Annotated in this window: 14 protein-coding genes; 11 read left to right on the top strand and 3 right to left on the bottom strand. The window is 66.8% G+C overall.

Going from position 1 to position 19746, the window contains the following annotated elements; genetic code table 11:
- Window positions 1–20: 20 nt before the first annotated feature.
- On the bottom strand, window positions 21–1526 hold the full coding sequence (locus NZL82_RS14760) for an adenosine deaminase (protein ID WP_261270513.1): 1506 nt from the start codon (window positions 1524–1526) through the stop codon (window positions 21–23).
- A gap of 304 nt (window positions 1527–1830) precedes the next feature.
- Between NZL82_RS14760 and NZL82_RS14765 the strand changes: the two genes are divergently transcribed.
- Genes NZL82_RS14765 through NZL82_RS14790 form a run of 6 tightly spaced genes read left to right on the top strand, consistent with a single transcriptional unit; the run spans window position 1831 to window position 10242 of the window.
- The gene (locus tag NZL82_RS14765; RefSeq protein WP_261270514.1) at window positions 1831–3186 is read left to right on the top strand and encodes an NCS2 family permease; all 1356 of its coding nucleotides are present in this window, start codon (window positions 1831–1833) and stop codon (window positions 3184–3186) included.
- Window positions 3187–3190: 4 nt separating this feature from the next.
- Entirely contained in the window at window positions 3191–4597 is a 1407-nt protein-coding gene (xdhA, locus tag NZL82_RS14770; protein WP_261270515.1) for a xanthine dehydrogenase small subunit, read from the top strand.
- Window positions 4597–6909, top strand: coding sequence for a xanthine dehydrogenase molybdopterin binding subunit (gene xdhB, locus NZL82_RS14775; RefSeq protein ID WP_261270516.1), 2313 nt, complete (start codon window positions 4597–4599; stop codon window positions 6907–6909). The genes xdhA and xdhB overlap by 1 nt, the downstream gene beginning before the upstream one ends.
- Window positions 6906–7859: a xanthine dehydrogenase accessory protein XdhC gene (gene xdhC / locus NZL82_RS14780; protein WP_261270517.1), complete on the top strand. Its 954-nt coding sequence runs from the start codon at window positions 6906–6908 to the stop codon at window positions 7857–7859. Before xdhB ends, xdhC begins: the two co-directional genes overlap by 4 nt.
- Window positions 7856–9145, top strand: a complete 1290-nt coding sequence (gene guaD / locus NZL82_RS14785; protein WP_261270518.1) for a guanine deaminase — start codon at window positions 7856–7858, stop codon at window positions 9143–9145. The genes xdhC and guaD overlap by 4 nt, the downstream gene beginning before the upstream one ends.
- On the top strand, window positions 9145–10242 hold the full coding sequence (locus tag NZL82_RS14790; protein ID WP_261270519.1) for a nucleoside hydrolase: 1098 nt from the start codon (window positions 9145–9147) through the stop codon (window positions 10240–10242). Before guaD ends, NZL82_RS14790 begins: the two co-directional genes overlap by 1 nt.
- On the opposite strand, the gene NZL82_RS14795 is transcribed toward NZL82_RS14790, so the two are convergent.
- Window positions 10239–11159, bottom strand: a complete 921-nt coding sequence (locus NZL82_RS14795) for a LysR family transcriptional regulator (protein WP_261270520.1) — start codon at window positions 11157–11159, stop codon at window positions 10239–10241. The two genes, NZL82_RS14790 and NZL82_RS14795, sit on opposite strands and share 4 nt — an antisense overlap.
- 333 nt (window positions 11160–11492) lie before the next feature.
- Here NZL82_RS14795 and NZL82_RS14800 point away from each other — a divergent pair, with 333 nt between their 5' ends.
- Genes NZL82_RS14800 through NZL82_RS14810 form a run of 3 tightly spaced genes read left to right on the top strand, consistent with a single transcriptional unit; the run spans window position 11493 to window position 16387 of the window.
- The gene (locus NZL82_RS14800; protein ID WP_261270521.1) at window positions 11493–13889 is read left to right on the top strand and encodes a TonB-dependent siderophore receptor; all 2397 of its coding nucleotides are present in this window, start codon (window positions 11493–11495) and stop codon (window positions 13887–13889) included.
- Window positions 13890–13943: 54 nt separating this feature from the next.
- On the top strand, window positions 13944–15032 hold the full coding sequence (locus tag NZL82_RS14805; RefSeq protein ID WP_261270522.1) for a purine nucleoside permease: 1089 nt from the start codon (window positions 13944–13946) through the stop codon (window positions 15030–15032).
- Entirely contained in the window at window positions 15029–16387 is a 1359-nt protein-coding gene (locus NZL82_RS14810; RefSeq protein ID WP_261270523.1) for an 8-oxoguanine deaminase, read from the top strand. Before NZL82_RS14805 ends, NZL82_RS14810 begins: the two co-directional genes overlap by 4 nt.
- Here NZL82_RS14810 and NZL82_RS14815 read toward each other — a convergent pair.
- Window positions 16384–17805 (bottom strand): nucleobase:cation symporter-2 family protein, encoded by a 1422-nt coding sequence (locus NZL82_RS14815; protein ID WP_261270524.1) that lies wholly within the window; start codon window positions 17803–17805, stop codon window positions 16384–16386. The two genes, NZL82_RS14810 and NZL82_RS14815, sit on opposite strands and share 4 nt — an antisense overlap.
- Before the next feature lie 233 nt (window positions 17806–18038).
- Between NZL82_RS14815 and NZL82_RS14820 the strand changes: the two genes are divergently transcribed.
- Both NZL82_RS14820 and NZL82_RS14825 read left to right on the top strand, forming a co-directional pair.
- Window positions 18039–19052, top strand: coding sequence for an adenosine deaminase (locus tag NZL82_RS14820; protein ID WP_261270525.1), 1014 nt, complete (start codon window positions 18039–18041; stop codon window positions 19050–19052).
- A 131-nt stretch (window positions 19053–19183) separates the two neighbouring features.
- Window positions 19184–19735 carry a phosphoribosyltransferase gene (locus NZL82_RS14825; protein ID WP_261270526.1) on the top strand — a complete coding sequence of 184 codons (552 nt, stop codon included), beginning with the start codon at window positions 19184–19186 and terminating at the stop codon, window positions 19733–19735.
- Window positions 19736–19746 lie beyond the last annotated feature (11 nt).

Consider the following 19746-nt stretch of genomic DNA (forward strand, 5'->3'; position numbering starts at 1 on the left):
TCGCTTTGGGCATAGGGGGATCAGTGGATTGCCTGACGTTCGAAATGGTCGAAATCGCGTTCGAGGCGCGCCTCCATGCGCGCCTTCACATGGTTCGCGGTGAAGGTACGGCACGCCTCCGCGTCAAGGACACGACAGGCCGGGACGCGTGGCCCCCCAGCGCGGTCCTGCCAAAGGCTCTCGCCCGGCAGGAAGGAATAGTGCACCGAATCGCGCGCCATCTGCTTGAGATCGAGGTAGCGCAGCTTCTGCTCGGTCACCCCGCGCAGATATTCGTTGGTCATGTCGCTGCGCGAGACACCCTCGTCGTCGGTCGACAGGACCACCGGCACGCCCGCCTGACGATAGAGGGACAAGGGGTGGTCGCGTCCCTTGACGCCCAGGATCACGGCGTTGCTGGTCAGGTTGATCTCCACCGCCACCCGGTCGCGCGCCATGCGGGCGAGCAGCGCGCGGGCATCGGTTTCATAGGGAATGTCGATACCATGGCCGATCCGCCGCGCCCCCGCGACCGTCACCGCGTCGTGGATATGAAAGGCCAGTTCGCGCGGCGGCACCAGCCCCAGCGTCAATTCGCCCGCGTGCAGGGAAAGGGGGACCGTGGGATAGCGCTCCTTCAGAAAGCGCAGCATCCTCATATGCAGGGCATAATCCCGCAGCGCGACCGGATTATGTTCGGGCGCGACGATATTGACCGCCACGAAGCGCGGATCGGCCTGAACCAGCGCGAACCCCAAAGCGAGTTCGGCGAACACCTGTGCCGGCGGCCGGGTGCGAATGGCGGCATATTGATACCGGATCTCGGTCGCGCAGGCGGGCTTCGGACTGGGTGTGCCGCACCCGTCGATCCGCGCCATCTCGGCTTCGTAGGCGTCATATTGCGTCCGCGTCGCCTGGACCGCGCCGGGCAGTTCGGGGGCGACCCTGGCGTAGAGCGCAGCCAGGTCCCCTACGTCGCCATCGCCGACCTTCGCCAGCAAGGGCTGCGTCGCCGCCGAACCGCCACTCAGTTCGGCATAGGATACGCCATCGGCCGCGGCCTGTTGACGGGCAAGCGCGATCACCTTGCCCCCATGGCGCGCGGCAATCGGCCAGAACGCATCGAAGGTCGAGAAGAAACGGTCATAGCCCGACACGCGCGGATCGCCGATCCCGGCTTCGAAACCCCGCGTGGAGAAGCCGTCGATAAAGGCGGCATAGCGAGGATAGTCGCGAACCAGATCCGCCGCCGCAACCCGGCCGGGCGCATCGCAGGGCGGTGGCGCCACCCGCGCCGTATCCGTCGACAGACACAGCCCGTCCGCCGCCGCCCATGCCAGCATGTCCTCGGCATAGATCGCGCCACCGGCATGATTATGCAGGTCACCGCCCTTGGGCATGGTTTGCAGAAAGATGCGAAGCTGCGGCGGACTGTCGGCGATGCTGTCCAGATATGCCGCCGTCCGCGCCTCGGGCGTCATCGTCCCGCGCGGGGCGGTTGCGCCACCGAGCATCGCCGCCACGAACACCAACATCGTCGTTTTCACCGCGCCGGAGCGCGCGCGTCTGCTACCGTTCTTGCAACGGGTCGTCATCCGCTTTTCCCCTTATGATGCCCGCGAAACATGGCGCAGGCCCCCTGCCGGCCTGTCTATCGGCCATGCTGCGGCTCGCCCATCGCAATATCCGGCACGTCGCGTTGCCGGAAAAAGTGCGCCCATATGGCCGATCGCCCTGCCGCACCCCGCAAAGGGGTGCGCTCATTTTTGCAACGATGAATGCGATTGAATGATGTAGATCGAGCGGCTCCCCGCTGGCATGAGGGCCACAGGGCGGTGTCCGGAGGGCGGAATGATAGATACGGCAATACAGGAACAACCGGCAACGACCGCGCTGGAGCGCCGTTTCCAATTGGCCGAACGCGGCACGTCGGTGCGGACCGAGATACTGGCTGGCACCACCACCTTCCTGACCATGGCCTATATCGTGCTGGTCAACCCGGCGATCCTGGGACAGGCCGGGATGCCGGTCGCGGCCGTTGCCGCCGCCACCTGTTTCGCCGCCGCCTTCGCCTCGATCCTGATGGGTATGGTCGCCAACGTGCCGCTGGCGCTCGCGCCCGGCATGGGCCTGAACGCCTATTTCAGTTTCACCGTCGTCCAGCAGATGGGCATTCCCTGGCCGGTCGCGCTGGGCTGCGTGCTGATCTCCGGCTTCTGTTTCCTGATCCTGACCCTGACGGGCGTACGGCAACTGATCGTCTCGGTCATCCCGTCGCATCTGTTCGCGGCGGTGGCGGGCGGGATCGGCCTGTTCATCGGTTTCATCGGCTTGAGGAACGCCGGGATCGTCGTCGCCAGCCCCGCGACGCTGGTCGCGCTCGGCCCGTTGACGCAGCCCGGCGCGGCGCTGGCGCTGCTCGGCCTGTTGCTGATCGCGGTGCTGAGCATCTGGAATGTGCGCGGCGCGATGCTGATCGGCATCGTCGCCACCACCCTCGTCGCATGGATGACCGGGCAGGTCACGGTGAAGCCCGAGCCCTATAGCCTGACCATGTTGACCGAGACCGCGTTCCGCGTCGACCTGCCCGGCGTGTTCGGGGCGGGCGGGCGGCATGGGCTGGGCCTGTTCGAGATCCTGTTCGTCTTCCTGTTCGTCGATCTGTTCGACAATATCGGGACACTGGTCGCCGTGACGAAGCGCGCGGGGCTGATCGACGCGGCGGGCCGCATTCCCCGGTTGAACCGTATCCTGCTGACCGATGCGGTGGCGACGATGGTCGGGGCGGTGGCAGGCACCAGCACCGTCACCAGCTATGTCGAAAGCGCGGCGGGGGTGCAGGCGGGCGGGCGCACCGGTCTGACCGCCGTCGTCACCGGCCTGTTGTTCCTGCTGATGATGTTCGCCGCCCCCTATGCGCAACTGGTGCCGCTGGCCGCCACCGCGCCGGCGCTGATCGTCGTCGGCGGGCTGATGCTGCTGCCGCTGGTCGAGGTGAAGTGGGACGATCCGCTGGCGGCGATCCCGGCGTTCCTGACGGTGGCGATGATCCCGCTGACCTTCTCGATCGCCAACGGACTGGCGTTCGGCATCACCGCCCATGCCATATTGAAGGCGATGCGCGGACAGGCGACCCGCGCCGACTGGTTCCTGTTCCTTCTGGCAGCGCTGTTCGTCGCCCGCTTTGCCTGGATGGGCACGGCGTAAGGCGATGACGATCCGCTTCCTCCTGGACGACGCGATCGTGGAGATCGCCGATGCCGAACCGACGGCGACGCTGCTCGACCATCTCCGCTATCGCCTGCGCCGCACCGGCACCAAGGAAGGCTGCGCGGAGGGGGATTGCGGCGCCTGCACCGTGCTCGTCGGCGAGCCCGCCGGAGAGGGTATCGCCTGGCGCGCGGTCAATGCCTGCATCCTGTTCCTGCCGATGATCGACGGCAAGGCGGTGCTGACCGTGGAAAGCCTGTCGTGCGGCGAAGCGCCGACGGCGCTCCAGTCGTGCATGGCGCGCAACGGCAGTTCGCAATGCGGTTTCTGCACGCCGGGCTTCGTCATGTCGCTCTATGGCCGCGCGGTGGGGGCGGCGGGACATGCCCTGCCGGTGGCCGATGTGATCGCGGGCAATCTGTGCCGGTGCACCGGCTATGGCCCGATCCTCGCCGCCGCGGAGGCGGTGCCGGGGATCGAGCGCGACGACCGGCGGCTGGCTGCTACGCTGCGCGACCTAACTCCGCGCGGCGCTGCCGACGAGCGTCAAACATGGTTCGCGCCGCGATCGGCCGACGAACTGGCCGCGCTGCTGCTCGAACGTCCCGATGCACGGCTGATCGCCGGGGCCACCGATGTCGGGCTGTGGGTGACGAAGGGGCTTCGCGCGATCGACACGCCGATCTTTATCGGGGACGTTCCCGAACTGCGCGGGATCGTAGAGGAGGCCTTCGGGGTCACGCTGGGCGCGGCGGTCCGCTATGCCGAGGCGCATGATGCGCTCATGCGGCTGCACCCTGATCTGGGCGAGCTGGTGCGGCGTATCGGCGGGCTGCAGGTTCGCAATGCGGGCACCATCGGCGGCAACATCGCCAACGGATCGCCGATCGGCGACGGGCCGCCCGCGCTGATCGCGCTGGGCGCCTCGCTGACCCTGCGCCGCGGCGATGACCGCCGCACGCTGGCCCTTGAGGATTATTTCCTCGACTATGGCAAACAGAATCGCGCGCCAGGCGAGTTCGTCGAGAGCATCCATATCCCCCGCCCCGCCCCCGACGCCATCGTCCACATCGCCAAGCTGTCACGCCGGTTCGACAGCGACATCTCCGCCGTGTGCGGCGCGTTCCACCTGACGCTGCGGGACGGCATCATCGATAAGGCACGGGTCGCGTTCGGCGGCATGGCGGCGACGCCGCGCCGTGCCCCGGCCTGCGAAGCGGCGCTAACCGGCGCGCCATTCTCACCAGCGACGATCACCCACGCCGTCGCCGCGCTGCAAGACGACTTCGCGCCGCTGACCGACGTGCGCGGCAGCACGGCCTATCGGCACGAGGCGGCGGGCAATCTGCTGTGGCGGCTGTGGCACCGCGAACAGGGCGAACCGGTTTCAGTCCGGGAGGCGGTCTAATGGCAGATCCCGTTGCGACCACCGCCGCCCAGCCGATCGTGAAACCCTCGCTGCCGCATGACAGCGCGCTTCTGCACGTTACCGGCGCGGCACGCTATATCGACGACGAACCCGAGACCGCCGACCTGCTTCACCTCGCCTTCGGTCAGGCGAGCGAGACCCATGCCGAAATCGTCGCCATCGACCTGTCGGCGGTGCGCGCCGCACCGGGGGTCGTGGCGGTGTTCACCGCCGCCGATATTCCGGGGCATAACGACGTCAGCCCGGTCGCGCATGACGACCGGCTGCTCGCCGATGGCGAGGTCCTGTATCGCGGTCAGCCGGTCTTCCTCGTCGCCGCGACCAGCCGGGACGCGGCGCGGCGGGCGGCGCGGCTGGGACGGATCGACTATGCCCCCCGCCCCGCGCTGCTGTCGATCACCGACGCCCGCACCGCCGCCTCGCTGATCGAGCCGACCCAGCGCATGGCGCGCGGCGATGCCGCCGCCGCGCTCGACACCGCGCCGCATCGTCGGTCCGGCGGGTTTGCGATGGGCGGCCAGGATCATTTCTATCTGGAGGGGCAAGTCGCGCTCGCCCATCCCGGCGAGGATGGCCAGGTTCATATCGCCAGTTCCACCCAGCACCCCAGCGAGGTGCAGCATCTGGTCGCCGACCTGCTGGGCATCGCATCCGCCGATGTCACGGTCGAGGTCCGTCGCATGGGCGGCGCGTTCGGCGGCAAGGAGACGCAGGCCGCCCCCTTCGCCGCCGCCGCCGCTCTGGTCGCGGCCAAGACGGGCCGGCCCGCCAAGTTCCGCTGCGACCGCGACGACGACATGGTGCTGACCGGCAAGCGCCACGATTTCGAGGTCGCCTACGACGTCGGCTTCGACGACGAGGGTCGGATCGTCGGGCTCTCACTGAAGCTGGCGTCGCGGTGCGGGGCGACAGTCGACCTGTCGCCCGCCATCAACGACCGCGCGATGTTCCATGCGGACAATTGCTATTGGCTGCCGGCCGTCGAGATCGTCTCCGAACGGTTGAAGACCCACACCGTCTCCGCCACCGCCTTTCGCGGCTTTGGCGGGCCGCAGGGGATGCTGGCGATCGAGCGGGTGATCGACGTGGTCGCCGCCGCGCTCGGCCGCGACCCGCTCGATGTGCGCATCGCCAATCTCTACGGGCCGGGGCGCGACGTGACGCCCTATGGCATGACGATCGCCGACAATATCGCGCCCGCGCTGATCGCCCGATTGCGCAGCGACAGCGACTATAACGCCCGGCGCGCCGCCATCCGCGACTTCAACGCCCGCCACGCCGTGTTGAAAAAGGGCATTGCGCTGACCCCGGTGAAGTTCGGGATCAGCTTCACCACCACCCATCTCAACCAGGCGGGTGCGCTGGTAAACGTCTATGCCGATGGCAGTATCCAGGTGAACCATGGCGGCACCGAGATGGGCCAGGGCCTCTATATCAAGGTCGCGCAGGTCGTGGCGGACGTCTTCGCCATACCGGTGACGCAGGTGCGCATCACCGCAACACGCACCGACAAGGTGCCCAACACCTCCGCCACCGCTGCCTCCTCCGGCGCCGACCTGAACGGCATGGCGGCGTTCGAAGCGGCGCGCGCGATCCGCGAGCGGCTGGCGGGCGTGGCCGCGTCGATCGGCGGGTGCGCGGCGGATGCAGTGCGCTTCACGCCCGCCGGGGTCGTCGCGGGTGAGGAGACCATCCCCTTCGCCACCCTGTGCCGCAAGGCGCATCTGGCGCGCGTGTCGCTGTCCTCGACCGGCTTCTACGCGACGCCCGGCATCGCCTATGACCGCGCGGCGCATCGCGGCCGCCCCTTCTACTATTTCGCCTATGGCGCGGCGTGTGCCGAGGTGGTGATCGACACGTTGACCGGCGAACACCGCGTCCTCGCCGTCGACATCCTCCATGACGTCGGCCGCTCGCTCAACCCAGGGATCGACCTGGGCCAGATCGAGGGCGGATTTTTGCAAGGCCAAGGCTGGCTGACCACCGAGGAACTGGTCTTCGCCGAGGATGGCCGACTGCTCACCCATTCGCCCGCCACCTACAAGATCCCGACTGCCGCCGATCGCCCGCCGCGCCTGTCGATCGCGCTGTGGGACGGCCAGAATGTCGAGCCGACCATCAACCGCTCGAAAGCGGTCGGCGAGCCGCCGTTCATGCTGGCCCAGTGCGTCCTGTCGGCGCTGGGCGAGGCGATCGCCGCCACCCATGCCGAACGGCGCGCCTTCCCTCCGCTCGACGCCCCCGCCACGCCGGAGGCGATCCTGCGCGCGATCGCCGCGCATCGCGCATGAATAGTGTATGGATGGAGCGGTTGCGCGCCTTCGGGCCCGAAGAGCCGGTCGCATTGATCACGGTCCTCGCCACCGAAGGATCGGCTCCGCGTGGGCCAGGCACGCGGATGGTGGTCGCCGAAGACGCATGCTTCGACACGATCGGCGGCGGTGCCCTGGAACATCGGGCAATCGAACAGGCGCGTGCGATCCTGGCCCATCCGCCCGGCACCTGGCGGATCCAGGATTACCCGCTCGGGCCGCTGCTCGGCCAATGCTGCGGCGGCCGGGTACGCCTGCTGATCGAGCGGATCGATCCCACCGCGCTTGGCTGGATCGGCTCGGCGACGACCGGCGCGACGCTGACCACCACGCTTCATCCGACTGGCATCGTGCGCGAATGGTCGCAGGAGGCGAAGGTCGTCCCGCTATCGGCGCGCGGCGAACGTCCCGGCATGGGCGCGCAATGGGCCGAACGGCTCGGCCAATGGCAACGACCGGTCTATTTGTTCGGTGCCGGCCATGTCGGGCAGGCGATCGCCCGCCGGACCACTGGGCTGCCGCTGCGGCTCGCATGGTTCGACAGCCGCCCGGTGATGGCCGACGTCGAAGGGGTGACGATCGTCGATGACGATCGCCTGCCCGCCTGTCTTGCCGATGCGCCAGCCGACGCCGCGATCCTGATCCTGACGCATGACCATGGTCTCGACTATCGGCTTACCCAGGCGGCGCTGACTCGATCGCCGCTCGCCTTTGTCGGGCTGATCGGCTCGGCAACGAAACGCGCCCGCTTCCTCGCCCGCCTGACGCGCGACGGCGTACCGAGCGAGGCGCGCGCGCGGCTCACCTGCCCCATCGGGTTGGCGACGATCCCCGGCAAGGAACCGGAGGTAATCGCGCTGTCGGTCCTCGCCCAGCTTCTTGCGCTCGGCAACGACGCCGACGCCCCTGCCAAGATAGAATGTCCATGACCCTACGACTCTTTCGCGCCGAACTCCTTTCGGTGTCCTCCGACCCTCGCGACGATCCCGGCGCGATCCGGCATGAACCCGACGGGCTGCTCGCGGTCGAGGATGGCATAATCGTCGCACGGGGCGATCATGCGGAGCTCGCTCCGCGCTTTCCCAGTCTGCCTATCGAACAGCTCCCCGGCCTCGTCGTCCCCGGCTTCGTCGATGCGCACGTCCATTATCCGCAGATGGACCGCATCGCCTCGCATGGCGAACAGCTGCTCGACTGGCTCGAACGCCATATCTTCCCGGCCGAGAAAGCCTTTGCCGATCCGGCCCATGCCGGCGCCGTCGCCGATGCCTTCCTGACCGAGCTGCTCCGCCACGGCACGACCAGCGCCCTGGTCTTTCCTACCGTCCACCCCGGATCGGTCGACGCGCTGTTCCACGCGGCGCTCGACCGGCGGATGCGGATCCTGTCGGGCAAGGTGCTGATGGACCTCGGTCCCGAAGGCCTCCGCGACACGCCCGAGAGCGCCCGCGCGGACAGCGAGATGCTGATCCGCCGATGGCGCGGGCGCGGACGGCTGGGCTATGCGGTGACGCCGCGTTTCGCGCTGACCTCGTCCGACGAACAGCTCGTGCAGGCCGCAGCCTTGCTCGAGGCGAACCCCGATGTGCTGCTGCACACCCATCTGGCCGAGAACCGCCACGAATGCGCCGCCGTCGCCGAGCGTTTCCCGCACGCGCACGACTATCTCGACGTCTATGATCGGTTCGGGCTGGTCGGTCCGCGATCGGTGTTCGCGCATGGCATCCATCTGTCCGATCGAAGCTGCGCGCGGCTCGCGGAAGCCGGAGCGGGGATCGCGGTCTGCCCGACCTCCAATCTCTTCCTGGGGTCGGGCTTCTTCGATTTCGGGCAGGCCGATGCCCACAAGCTGCGGCTGGGTCTGGGCAGCGACATCGGCGCGGGCACATCCTTCTCGATGCTGCACACCGCCGGGGTCGCCTATCAGGCGGCGCTCGCGCGGGAGTTGCAGCTCGATCCGTTCCGCGCGCTCTATCTCGCGACGGCGGGCAGCGCGGCGCTGCTCAATATCGGCGACCGGGTCGGTGCGCTGCTGCCCGGACAGGAAGCCGATTTCGTCCTGCTCGACGAAGCGGCGACGCCGCTGCTGGCGAGGCGGACCGCCGGGGCGGATCTGGCGGCGCGGCTGTTCGCGATGCAGGTGCTGGGCGACGACCGCACCGTGCGGCGGACTTATGTGATGGGCGAATGCGCCTGGGATCGGGGGGAAGGTTGATGCGGACTTTGTTATGGGGCCTGATCGCCCTGCTGGTGGCGGCGATGCCCGCGCAGGCGCAGGATAGGCGCCGGCTGGTCGTCATCGACGACGAGGGCTTCGGGCTCAGCCATGCGATGCTGCTCGACGCTCCCGATGTCGAGGTGCTCGGCATCACCACGGTGACCGGCAATGTCTGGGTCAACCGGGCCACCGCCATGGCGCTCAAGGGCGTCGAGCGGATGGGCCGGACCGTACCCGTCGTCCAGGGCGCGACCTATCCGCTGGTCAATTCGGAAGTGCTGACCGAACGCTGGGAAGCCCTGTACGGCAAGCTGATCTGGAAGGGCGCGTGGATGCGGCAATGGGTCGAACCGACCCAGCAGAGCACCCCGCCCTATCATCGCGCGGACGATCCCGTCGATTTGCCAGGCGGCAATCCCACTACCCGCCCGTCGCCCGAAATCGCCGCCAATTTCCTGCTGCGAATGGTACACGAACATCCGGGCCAAGTGACGATCATCGCCATGGGGCCGCTGACCAACCTCGCGCTGGCGCAGCGGCTCGATCCCGCTTTCGCCGGCCTCGCCAAGGAACTGGTCTATATGGGCGGCAGCCTCAATCCCCGGCAGATGCGGGATGGCGTGTCGGCCGCGCAGTTCGCTCGCGAGTTCGTCCACTCCCCCCGCCGCGAGTTCAATGCGCGGTTCGATCCCGAGGCGGCGAGCATCGTGTCCCGCAGCCCGTGGCGGCGCATCACGGTCATCCCGGCCGATCCCTCGACCTCGACCGAATTGACGCCCGCACTGATCGCGCGGCTGCGGGCGGTGTCGCCCCCCGCCGTTGCCGCATGGATCGGCTCGCTGGAACCCGGCTTTCCGATGTGGGACGAGATCGCCGCGGGGGTGTGGCTCGATCCGACGATCGTCACCGAGCGCGTTACCGCCTTTGTCGATTACGACACGCAGTTCGGACCCAATTATGGCGACATGCTGTCGTGGAGCCCGGGCTATCAGCCGGGGATCGGCGAACAGAGCGCAGAGGTGATCCGCACGATCGACCCCACGAAACTGGAGGCGCTGATGCTGCGCCTGCTGGCCCGCCCCGCCCGGCGCTAGGCCCGGGGCGGGATATAGGCGAACTGGGTAAAGCCCGCTTCGATTTCGCGCATCACCATGGCCGCGGCATAGGAGGGCGTGCGGGCGGTCGCGGTACACAAGGCCAGCGTCATCGGGCGCAGCACCTTGTCGGAGATGCGGGTGAAGGCGAGCGTGCCGGCGCGAACCTCGGTCGCCACGTCGAGCGACGTCAAAATGCCGACACTGTCCCCCTCCTGAATCAGCGAGGCGATCATCTGGATATTATCCGACGTCACGCGCCGGTTGAGCGTGACGCCCGAGGTCGCCTCCAGCACCGAGACCTGCTGGTGCACCGCCAGCGGCGCGGCCGGCAGGATGACCGACTCCCCGTCGCAATCGGAGAAGCGAATATCCGGCCTGCCCGCCAGCCGATGATCGGGTGGCGAAACGATGCCCAGCACCACGTCGACAAAGGCCCGGACCGTCAGATCCTGATAGGATTGCGGTTCGAACAGGATGCCGAAATCGACGTCGTTGGCGGCGATCGCCCGCCGGACCTGCTCGTTGCCCAGCACGTGCACGCCGATGGTGATGCCGGGATGGCTTTGCTGGATCGCATGGATCGCCGCGGGCATATAGCCCTTGGCGAGCGCGTCGATCACCGCGATGTCGACATGGCCGCGTTTCAGCCCGCGCAGATCCTCGATCTGGGACAGGGTGTCGCCAAGCTGCTTCTGCCAGCGTCCGCCCGCCGCCATCATCACTTCGCCCGCCGCCGTCAGGCGGAGCCCGGTCGGAAGCCGCTCGAAGAGCTGGACGCCCAGCCGCGCCTCGGCATTCAGGATCTGCCGGTCGATCGCCGATGCCGACACCGCCAGTTCATCGGCGGCCCGCCGGATCGACCCGAGCCGCCCTACCGCCATGAAATATCGAATGAAGCGCGAGAGAGCAGGCATGTTCTAATTTTTGCAACGGATCGTCGTCATCATTGCGTTTGAATGCAACGATCGGGCTCCGTACGTCAATCGCCAAGCCGGAATTGTAACGTGGCTACCAGCGATAGCCGCGCAGAACGGCCTGCGTGACGGCGGCGGGCATGCACCGACGCGGTCACGGGGGAGAGGTCGGGGATCAAGGCGGCGGACCGGTCCGGGGGAACGGATCGGGCGCCGCACGGGGGGCTGACAATGATGACGCATACTTGCTCGCGATCGACCATTTCGCACAAGCCGAAGCCGGTGCGCCGCACTGGCCTCGCAATTCTCATTTCACTGCTTAGCGGGACGGCGATGACCACGCCCGCGCTTGCGCAGCAGGCCGGGGCGGCGGCACCTGTCGCCGCCAATCAGGCTCCGGCGCAGGACGGCGCGGAGATCGTGGTCACCGGCTCTCTTGACGCGCTACCGGTCAAGGACGTCGGCTCCGTCTTCGGGTTCGACAAGACCTTGGTCGAAACCCCGCGTTCCGCCTCGACGATCAGCGACGAGCAGATCGAGCGCTTCGGTATCACCGACATCTACGATCTGGTTGCCCAGTCGCCCGGCACCTTCACCAACTCCTTCTTCGGCGTCGGCGGCGCACTCGACATTCGCGGTACGCCGGGCGAGACCTATTTTCGCGGCGTCCGTCGGCTCGACAATGCGGGCAATTATCCGACGCCCATCGCCGCGGCCGATCGCATCGACATCGTCCGCGGCCCAGCCTCACCCATCTATGGCCCGTCCAAGACCGGCGGCTATCTGAACTTCGTTCCCAAATCGGCGCGGGTCGCGGGCGGCGCGCTGCTGAGCCGTCCGACCGGCGAGGTGAGCTATACCGGGGGCAGTTGGGACCGCAACAACCTGCGCGCCGAAGTGCGCGGGCCGCTGCACCTGCCGGGCGCCGATCTCGGCTACAGCCTTTATGCCGAAATCGAGGATTCGGGCAGCTATTACCGCAACATGTCGACGAAGCAGACGATCCTGCAAGGCGCGTTCGACCACCAGCTGACCGACCGCATCCGCATCGAATTCGGCGGCCAGTACCAGAATTTCAAAGGCCAGCAGAATGGTGGCTGGAACCGCCTGACGCAGAAGCTGGTCGATAACGGCACCTACATCACCGGCACCGCCAAGCCGCTCGACACCAATGGCGATGGCCAGATCTCGCAGGGCGAGGTCAACGCATCGATCCCCGGCGGCCTTTCGATCTTCGGCAATTTCACCTGCCCCAACAGCACGGCCAGCCCGTTCGCGAGCGGTTTCACCGACGCCTGCTTCACCCAGACCTATCCGCAGCTCAATCTCGTCAACACCGGCACCACCACGCTCAGCCGCCGCAACGTGCTGACCGGCGTCAACGACAAGCTGCACAACAAACAGACGACGCTCTATTACGACATCACCTTCGATGGACCCAGCGATCTGACCGTCAAGAACCAATTGTTCTTCGATCATACGCAGAACATCAACAACAATGATTACGGATTCTCGCAGCGCGTCAAATCCTATGTGATCGAGGACAAGATCGTCGTCGCCAAGGCAATCGAAACGAGCATCGGCAAATTTTCGGGACAGCTCTCGCCGTCGCTCCGCTACGTCAATTTCGACTATGGCGATGATTTCGACTATGAATATTTCCACCGTGTCGACCTGACCCAAGGCTATACCCCCGCGTCGAACCGGCTGCTCGCGACCGAGTGCAATTGCGGTTACACCGATCGCGTCTTCGGCCACACCACGGACTATGGCATTGCGGCGCTGGTCGATCTCGACTTCAGCTTCGGGCTCGATCTGTTGCTGGGCGGCCGCTATGACAAGGTCGATGCATCGTCGCGCTATGATGCGAGTGTGATGGACCGGGTGCCGACCCGGAGTGCTGCAAAGGGCAGCGACGATGGCTGGTCGTGGACCGCCAGCGCGTCGTACAAGCTGCCCTTCGGCCTCATCCCCTATGCCACCGCGTCGCAGCAATCGACGATCGTCGTCGGCCAGGGCGCCGAGGTCCTGCCCGAAGCGGTGGCGTCCGGCTTCATGTCGACCTCCCGCCTGTATGAGGGCGGCGTCAAGGGAAGCTGGCTGAACGAGAAGCTCTATGCCGCGCTTTCGGTATACAAGCAGAATCGCACCGACTTCAACATCCAGTCGATCACCGTCAACCAGGCGGTCGAGACAAAGGGGGTGGAGGCCGAAGTCCGCTGGGCGGTCGACCGTCATCTGCTCGTGACCGGTGCCTATACCCATACGGAAGTCGTCAACCTGACCGGCCTGCAAGCCGGCTCGCTGTTCAGCTTCTTCGGCATCGAGGATCTGGTCAACGTCTCCAACCCGACGCTGTATCTGGGCGGGCAGCCGATCGGCCTGGTGCCGATCAACAACCGCGACCAGGCCCGCCGCGCAGGCATCCCCGCCAATCTCTATTCCGCCACCGCCACCTATGGCTTCGACAACGGCCTGTCGGTCAGCGGCAGCGTGGTGAAGGTGGACTCGGTCTTTTCGGGCCAGTCGCAGGCGGTGCGGCTGCCCGGCTATACGCTGGTCGATCTGTCGAGTTCGTATCAGACCGGCCCGTGGCTGTTCCGCGTGGTCGTCAAGAACGCGACCAACGCGCGCTACTTCCGCGCGAACTTCACGGAATTGTTCGGCAGCACCATCGTCCTCCCCGAACGCCCGCGCAGCTTCCTCGCCTCTGCCGTCTACAAATTCTAATGGTTTGGGCGGGGGAGCGGACGGCCGCCTCCCCGCCCGGCCGGAGTATCGATCATGTCCGCTTTTCTCCCCGGCCTGCTGCTCGCAGCCGCCGCGTCCGTCACCGCCGCCCCCGCTCCGGCCTCGCCGCCCGCCCTTTGCGCGATCGCCGCGCCCTGCGCCCGCCCGTTGCCGGTGCGAATGGTCGTCGTCACCATGTTCGAGATCGGCAAGGACGAGGGCGATACCGCCGGCGAGTTCCAGCTATGGAAGACACGGCGCAACCTCTACCAGCGCATCCCCTTCCCGCACGGCTATCACGACCTTTATTACAACCCGGAAACGCAGATCCTTGGGGTCGTCACCGGCGTCGGATCGATACGGGCCGCCTCTGCAATCACTGCAATCGGCCTAGACACCCGGCTCGACCTGTCGCGCGCCTATTGGCTGGTCGCGGGCATCGCCGGGATCGATCCCGAGGATGCCTCGATCGGCTCGGCGGCCTGGGCCCGCTATGTCGTCGACGGCGATCTGGCGCATGAGATCGACGCGCGCGAAATCCCCGCCGACTGGAAGAGCGGCTATTTCCCGCTCGACCGCAAGGGGCCGAACGATCCCGCCCCGCCCCGTCAGGACGGCGGCGAGGTGTTCGCGCTCAATCCCAGGCTGACGGAATGGGCGTACCGCCTGACCCGCGACGTGCCGCTGCCCGACGATCCGGGCATCGCCCGCGAACGCGCACGCTACACCGGTCAGCCCAATGCGCAAAAGCCGCCCTTCGTCCTGATCGGCGACCAGTTCTCGGCCATGACCTTCTGGCACGGGGCGCTGCTCAACCGCTGGGCCAACGATCACACCCGTTATTTCACGCGGGGGCAGGGACAGTTCGTCACCAGCGCGATGGAAGAAAGCGGGACGCTTCAGGCGATCGACTATCTGTCGAAGATCGCCCGCGTCGACAAGGATCGCGTTCTCGTCCTGCGTTCGGGCAGCAACTATACCATGCCGCCCCCCGGCGTCAGCGCGGCCGACTATCTGCTGCGCGAGAATGAGGGCTATGCCGGTCTGACCGCGTCGGTCGAAAGCCTGTACCGCGTCGGCGACCGGGTGGTGACGGAATTGCTCGCCCATTGGGATCGCTACGGCCAGACGCCGCCCCAATGACGCTGACCGTCCTGCACTCGGCCGCCATGCTCGTCACGATGGACGATGACGAGCGGGAGGTCGCCGACGGCGCGATCGCGTGGCGCGACGGCGTTATCACCGAGATCGGCACGACCGATGCGCTCGCCCCACTGCGGCGAGCGGCCGACCGGACCATCGACGCACGCAATTGCGTCGTCACCCCGGGGTTGGTCAACACCCACCATCATCTGTACCAGTCGCTGACGCGCGCGGTGCCGGGGGCGATCGATGCCTCACTGTTCAATTGGTTGGAGCGGCTTTATCCGATCTGGGCCCGCTATCGGCCCGACGACGTCCATGCCGCCACGCGGCTGGGCCTGGCCGAACTGGCGCTCTCCGGCTGCACGCTCAGTACCGACCATTTGTACCTCTATCCGAACGGCGTCACGCTGGACGACACGATCGCGGCGGCCGCGGAGATCGGTCTGCGCTTCCACCCGACGCGCGGCAGCATGAGCGTGGGCGAAAGCGCGGGCGGCCTGCCCCCCGATGCACTGGTCGAGCGCGAACCCGCGATCCTGGCCGACACCATCCGCGTGATCGACCGGTTCCACGATTCCGCCCCCGGCGCGATGGTTCGCGTCGGCGTCGCTCCCTGCTCGCCCTTTTCGGTCAGCGAAGGCCTGATGCGCGACGCGGCGCTGCTCGCCCGCGACAAGGGGGTGATGCTCCACACCCATCTGGCCGAGGACGACGACGATGTCGCCTTCTCGCTCGCCCGCTTCGGCTGTCGGCCCGGCGTCTATGCCGAACGGCTCGGCTGGACGGGGCCGGACGTGTGGATGGCGCATGCGGTCAAGCTGGACGCCGACGAGATCGCGCTGTTCGCCGCGACCGGCACCGGGGTCGCGCATTGCCCCTGCTCCAATTGCCGCCTGGGCTCCGGTATCGCGCCCGTCGTCCGGATGCTGGCGGCCGGTGTGCCGCTCGGGCTCGGGGTCGACGGATCGGCGTCGAACGACAGTGGCCACCTGTTGAATGAAGCACGACAGGCCTTGCTCCTGCAACGCGTCACCGGCGGCGCGGGAGCCTTGTCGCCGCGCGCTGCTCTCCGGCTGGCGACGCGAGGCGGCGCGGAGATGCTGGGACGGCATGATTGCGGTGCCCTGATGGTCGGCCGCCGCGCCGATCTGGCGGTGTGGGACGTGGCCGGGAGCGCCAATACCGGCGCCTGGGATCCGGTGGCAGGACTGATACTCTGCCCGCCCGCCGGTGTGCGCGACCTGTTCGTCGAGGGGCGGGCCATCGTCGCCGACGGCGCGTTGGTCAGCGCATGCCAGGCCACCATCCTGGCCGACGCCCGCCGTTCGATCGAGCGGCTTCGTGCGGGTTAGGCCACCGGGTCGTCGGTGCTGGTCCGCGCGCTGAAGAACGCGTTCAGTCCGACCGCGCTGACCGACGCCAGCACGATGCCCGAATGCAGCAACGGGGCGAGCGCCGTCGGCATCGCCTGGAAAAATCGGTCGGACAGCACCGGGATCAGCCCGACGGCGATCGACACCGCGATCGTCACCAACCGCTCGAAGGTCAGCTCGACCGAACCCAGGATGCGGATGCCGGTCGCCGCGATCATCCCGAACATGACCAGGGCCGCGCCGCCCAATACCGGCAGGGGCACTGCCGCGACGAGCGCGGCCAGCTTCGGACAGACGCCGAGCGTCAGCAGGATCACCCCCGCCCCTGCGCATACGAAGCGCGAACGGACGCCGGTTATGCTCAACAACCCGATATTCTGCGCGAAAGAAGTATAGGGAAAGGTATTGAATACGCCGCCCAGCAGCGTTCCGGCCGCATCGCCGCGCAGCCCGCGCACCATCTGTGCACGGTCGACCGGCCGACCGACCATCTGCCCCGCCGCCATGAACATGCCGAATGATTCGATCATCACCGTCATCATGACCAGGCACATCGCGATCGACGCGGGCAGGTCGAAGGTCGGCAGGCCGAACTGGAACGGCCGCACCAGCGCGAACCATGGCGCCTCGTGCACCGGCGTTAGGTCTACCTGCCCCATGATCCCGGCAAAGACGGTCCCCGCGACCGTGCCGATCAGCACCGCGCCGCTGCGCACAAGACCATGGCCGAACCGCATCAGGCACAACACGACGCACAGGGTCAGCAGCGCCAGTAACAGATGGGCTGGCGCGCCATATCCCGGATCGGTCGGCTGTCCGCCCGCGGTCCAGTTGATACCGACCCGCATCAGGCTCAACCCGATGGACAGGATCACCGTCCCGGTCACGGCAGGCGGGAAAAGCCGCGACACCCGCCCGACGAACGGCGCGATCAGGAAGCCGAACAGCCCCGCGACGATGACCGCGCCATATATGCCCCGCAAGACCGTCTCGGGCGGCGTGCCATCGGCATGGCCGGTGGCGATCATCGCCAGCATCGGGCTGATCGAGGCGAAGGTCACGCCCATCACGATCGGCAGGCGGATACCGACCAACGGCAGCCCGAGCGTCTGGATCAACGTGGCGAAACCGCAGGCAACCAGGTCGGCGCTGATCAACATGCCCAATTGCGCGGGCGCCAGGCCGAGCGCACGCCCGACCACGAGCGGCACCGCCACCGCCCCGGCATACATGACCAGCACATGCTGGAACGCCAGCGGCACCAGCCGTCGTGCGGGCAGGATCGCATCGACGCCGTCATCGGCCCGGCCCCCTGCCGTTGCGACGGACGGATGGGACGCGCCCTCCTCCGCCAGACCCTGTCCTGCCAGGGGCAACTCCGATGTCGCCGATTGCATGGCTTGGGTCTCCGTATGTCCGCTGGATGATGATCGCCATGGTATCGGCATCGCCCCTGCCGCCACCAGCGCCGAATCTGGAACGGAGCGATCGAGAAAAGGCATCGCTTGTCGCCGTGGTGTCCCCTCCCCGAATCACGCCGGAATTCGCACGCCGAGGCTATCGCAGGCGTCATCGATTGCGCATGATGGGACGATCACGCTACCGATTGTTTCGGATGGAGCCTGCCCGAATGACCGACGACGACTTCATCACCGCCCTGCCCAAAGCGGAATTGCATCTCCATATCGAAGGCAGTCTCGAACCCGAATTGATGTTCGAACTGGCGCGCCGGAACAAGGTCGACATCCCGTTCCGATCGGTGGAAGAGGTACGGGCCGCCTATGCCTTTTCCAACCTGCAGGATTTCCTCGACATCTATTATGCGGGTGCGGACGTCTTGCGGACGGCACAGGATTTCCACGATCTATCGGTCGCCTATTTCGATCGGGCGGCGGCGGATGGCGTCGTGCACGCCGAAATCTTCTTCGATCCGCAGACCCATACCGATCGCGGTATCCCCTTCGACGTGGTGATGGACGGACTACTAGCCGGGATGACCGCCGCGCGGGAGCGGCATGGCCTGACGTCGAAGCTGATCCTGTGCTTCCTGCGCCACCTGGATGAAGAGGCCGCCTTCGCCACCTTCGGCCAGGCGGAAAAATGGCTCGATCGGATCGATGGCGTGGGCCTCGATTCCTCGGAGGTCGGCCATCCTCCTTCGAAATTCGCCCGCGTCTTCGCGGCCGCCGGGGATGCGGGGCTCAAGCGCGTGGCCCATGCCGGGGAGGAAGGTCCGCCGGCCTATGTTCATGAGGCGCTCGACCTGTTGCGGATCGACCGCCTCGACCATGGCAATCGCGCGCTGGAAGATCCGCTTCTGACCGCACGCCTCGCGCGCGAAGCGATGACACTGACCGTCTGCCCGCTGTCCAACCATAAATTGTGCGTGGTCGGGGATATGGCGGATCATCCCATCGACCGGATGCTGACCCTCGGTCTGCGCGCGACGATCAACTCGGATGACCCGGCCTATTTCGGCGGCTATGTCGGCGACAATTACCGGGCCGTCGCCAAGGCCCGAAACCTGTCGCGCGCGGACCTGGTGACACTGGCGCGCAACAGCTTCCTGGGATCGTTTCTGGACGATGACGCGATCGCGACGCATCTCGCCCGGCTGGAGGCGTTCGCACACAATGCCCCATGACCTGCTAGGGCTGTCGTCGCGCCGACATGCGACGCGCCCATTGCTCTCAGGGCGGGAGGAGTACAACATGATCGCGGGATGCGAGCATGGGTATCTCTGCCCATCCGTACAACAATGATGATGGAAATTCCGTGGTTACCAAACTCTATCTGTCCGCCGACCGTCTGCTCGAAGACTCCTTCCGCCTCGCCAATCTGGTCTTCGATTCGGGATTTCGCCCCACCCATATCGTCGGCATCTGGCGCGGCGGCGCGCCGGTGGGGATCGCCGTTCAGGAACTGCTCGAATATCGTGGGGTGCAGAGCGATCACATCGCGATCCGCACCACCTCCTACACCGGCATCGACCAGCAGGACCCGCAGGTGCGGATCTACGGCCTCGGCTATCTGGTCGACGTCCTCAACCCGGAGGACCGCCTGCTCCTGATCGACGATGTGTTCGATTCGGGGCGATCCATCCGCGCGGTGCTCAAGGAATTGAAGGATCGTTGCCGGAACAATATCCCGGACGAGGTGAAGGTCGCGACCGTCTATTACAAGCCGTCACGCAACGTGACCGATCTGAAGCCCGATTTCTTCGTCTATCAGACCAATGACTGGCTCATCTTCCCGCACGAGATCGACGGACTGACCGAGGCGGAAATCCGCGAGCACAAACATGGTGCCGACATCATCCTGCGCTGAGACGAATTAGG

The sequence above is a fragment of the Sphingomonas sp. LC-1 genome (assembly GCF_025371035.1).
Taxonomy (GTDB): Bacteria; Pseudomonadota; Alphaproteobacteria; order Sphingomonadales; family Sphingomonadaceae; genus Sphingomonas; species Sphingomonas sanguinis_E.

What these genes read in the sequence shown, in the direction of transcription:
- xdhA (WP_261270515.1), top strand. Translation starts at nt 3,191, where the DNA reads ATGACGATCCGCTTCCTCCTGGACGACGCGATCGTGGAGATCGCCGAT.
- guaD (WP_261270518.1), top strand. Translation starts at nt 7,856, where the DNA reads ATGACCCTACGACTCTTTCGCGCCGAACTCCTTTCGGTGTCCTCCGAC.
- NZL82_RS14815 (WP_261270524.1), bottom strand. Translation starts at nt 17,805, where the DNA reads ATGCAATCGGCGACATCGGAGTTGCCCCTGGCAGGACAGGGTCTGGCG.
- NZL82_RS14765 (WP_261270514.1), top strand. Translation starts at nt 1,831, where the DNA reads ATGATAGATACGGCAATACAGGAACAACCGGCAACGACCGCGCTGGAG.
- NZL82_RS14800 (WP_261270521.1), top strand. Translation starts at nt 11,493, where the DNA reads ATGACCACGCCCGCGCTTGCGCAGCAGGCCGGGGCGGCGGCACCTGTC.
- NZL82_RS14820 (WP_261270525.1), top strand. Translation starts at nt 18,039, where the DNA reads ATGACCGACGACGACTTCATCACCGCCCTGCCCAAAGCGGAATTGCAT.
- xdhB (WP_261270516.1), top strand. Translation starts at nt 4,597, where the DNA reads ATGGCAGATCCCGTTGCGACCACCGCCGCCCAGCCGATCGTGAAACCC.
- xdhC (WP_261270517.1), top strand. Translation starts at nt 6,906, where the DNA reads ATGAATAGTGTATGGATGGAGCGGTTGCGCGCCTTCGGGCCCGAAGAG.
- NZL82_RS14790 (WP_261270519.1), top strand. Translation starts at nt 9,145, where the DNA reads ATGCGGACTTTGTTATGGGGCCTGATCGCCCTGCTGGTGGCGGCGATG.
- NZL82_RS14810 (WP_261270523.1), top strand. Translation starts at nt 15,029, where the DNA reads ATGACGCTGACCGTCCTGCACTCGGCCGCCATGCTCGTCACGATGGAC.
- NZL82_RS14805 (WP_261270522.1), top strand. Translation starts at nt 13,944, where the DNA reads ATGTCCGCTTTTCTCCCCGGCCTGCTGCTCGCAGCCGCCGCGTCCGTC.
- NZL82_RS14795 (WP_261270520.1), bottom strand. Translation starts at nt 11,159, where the DNA reads ATGCCTGCTCTCTCGCGCTTCATTCGATATTTCATGGCGGTAGGGCGG.